This window comes from Streptomyces sp. 13-12-16 (genome assembly GCF_002114215.1).
Classification (GTDB): domain Bacteria; phylum Actinomycetota; class Actinomycetes; order Streptomycetales; family Streptomycetaceae; genus Streptomyces.
Window position 1 is genome coordinate 1 of the sequence record NZ_NCTE01000571.1, and the last position, 1233, is coordinate 1233.

Below are 1233 nucleotides of genomic sequence, written 5' to 3' on the forward strand. Positions count from 1 at the left end.
CGGCCGCCCAGTCGGCCGCCGCGGGACGCCCCGGCGCGCTGGGCAGGAGGGAGGGGACGTACGGCCGGGACGGCCCGGTCGGGGCCAGGCTCACGCTGCCCTGCGAGGCCCATACGGTACGGCCGGTCCCGGCGCTGACGACGGCCTGCGGATCGGTGTCCGGGGTGCCGCCGGCGGCCGGTCCGGTGGCTGCCGCCGGGGCCGCCTTCGGGACGGCCAGGACGACGTCCGTGGTGTCCTGCGGGCGGGTGTTGAGCACCGGGTCGCGGGCCAGCAGCTCGGCGACCTCGTCGTAGGGGACGCGGGCGCGGAAGCCGCCGGGCAGGGTCATGAGGAGGTGGTCCCGGCCGCCGCCCGCCCACACCAGGTAGGCCGGTGATCCGCCGGGGGCGCTCCACGGCGGGCGTTCCTGGCCCACGGCCCGGTAGCCGCCGCCCTGTTGCGGGGCGGCGACGACGACACGGTCGGTGAGCGTGGTCGGGGCCGCGTTCGGCGGGGTCGGGGACCAGCGTCGCCCGGTCGGCACGCCGTTCGGGTCGAGCAGCTGGGTCCGGGGCGCGAGGGCGCCCAGGGTCTCCAGGTGGAAGGCGCCCAGTTCGGTCGGGTTGTCCACGTCGACGCCGACGGCCGCCGCCTGGGCGACCAGGTCGAGCAGCTCGGGCCGCCGGGCCGGGTCGGGCCGGTCCAGGTGCAGGATCCTGCCGGTGAGGGCGTCCGGGTCCGGGGTCCGGCTCTCCCACTCCAGGACCTTGACCGTGGCCCAGAACAGCCGGGCCCGTTCGGGCGCCCCGACGGCCGCAGGGCCGTTGCCCAGACGCAGGACGCGGGCGGCCTCGGTGTCCAGCTCCTGCTCCGTCAGGCCGCCCAGCCGCCGCGCGGCGGCGGTGACGTGGGGCAGGGTGACGAAGTCGGAGAGCACGGCGCCCGGCTGTCTGTGTACGGCGTCGGCGGCCCGGTCGAGCAGGTCGCGGTAGGCGTCGGTGGCCGGACCGGCCTGTCCGCCCGCGTGGGCCGCGCGTTCGAACAGGTCCATGGAGAACGGGCCGAGGTCACGCAGGGCCGGGTCGGCCGCCCGCATGGTCTCCAGCGCGCCGATCCCGGCGAGGAGGTCGCCGTACCGGCTGTCGTCCTCGATCGCCGCGCCGAAGGCCAGCCGCAGCGCGCGGACCAGCCGCAGGGCCCGTTCGCGGGTGGCGTCCGTGACGGGCCGCGCGGGGTCGCTGTGCAGGCCGG

At 78.1% G+C, this 1233-nt stretch carries 1 protein-coding gene; it reads right to left on the reverse strand.

Features of this window, described 5'->3' with window-relative positions; all coding sequences use genetic code 11:
* On the reverse strand, nt 1-1233 hold a 1233-nt coding region (locus B7767_RS22960), incomplete at both ends, for a lonely Cys domain-containing protein (RefSeq protein WP_143652596.1).